This is a genomic window from Xanthomarina sp. F2636L, from assembly GCF_026410195.1.
Lineage (GTDB): Bacteria > Bacteroidota > Bacteroidia > Flavobacteriales > Flavobacteriaceae > Xanthomarina.
Map to the genome: position 1 here is coordinate 1 of NZ_JAPMLM010000021.1, position 934 is coordinate 934.

At 38.2% G+C, this 934-nt stretch carries 1 protein-coding gene; it reads left to right on the plus strand.

Annotation, left to right across the window (positions count from 1 at the left end; all coding sequences use genetic code 11):
- Positions 1-934: hypothetical protein (locus OS191_RS00095; protein ID WP_267153675.1), on the plus strand; the 934-nt coding region annotated here is incomplete at both ends.

Below are 934 nucleotides of genomic sequence, written 5' to 3' on the forward strand. Positions count from 1 at the left end.
GATGACCATTTTTTAAAAGTAGAAATTGATATCGCTGGAGGATCAGCATTTGTAGATATGGGAACAACCCAGTTTAAAACAGTGCCTTATGCAATTAATGCTGAAACCGCCAATAACGTAACAGGTTTGGAAGCAATTGATGAAGGCAATGGCATAGGTTGGCGGTTAAAAGGAAGCAACCCAGATAGTTATGGAAATATTGGTTTGCATGCCGTAGATCTTAGTGCTCATATTTTCACTTCGAGTATTAATGGAGCTACTGGTAATTATTCAACAGCTATGGGATATTACTCAACAGCTATGGGAACTATCTCAACAGCTATGGGATATTACTCAACAGCTATGGGAACTAGATCAACAGCTTTAGGTGCTAGCACAAAAGCTATGGGATCTTACTCAACAGCTATGGGATCTTACTCAACAGCTATGGGAACTTACTCAACAGCTATGGGTCATAATACAAGAGCTTCAAGTCAAGTCTCAACAGCAATGGGAAGATATAATATTGGTGGTGGAAATCCAACATCTTGGGTAGCCACAGACCCATTATTTGAAATTGGCAATGGAACTTCTGATACTGATCGCCATAATGCATTTTCCGTTTTAAAAAATGGCAACACAGGTATTGGCACACATACACCAAACTCAAAATTACAAATAACCAATGGTAGCGATACAGGCCTTGGAAACAACAACGGTTATTTATTATTGGGAGAAACCAACGGCACCAATATCTCTTTAGATAATAACGAAATAATGGCTAGAAATAATGGAGTTGCAGCCGATTTAAATTTACAAATTGAAGGTGGTAATTTAAATATTGGAGACGGTAATGTAACTATGGCAGGTACGCTATATCTAGGAGATGAAACCATAAGGGATGCTGGTAACAATGCATTACGTATAAATGCAGCTTTATTGCCAGATGTAGATA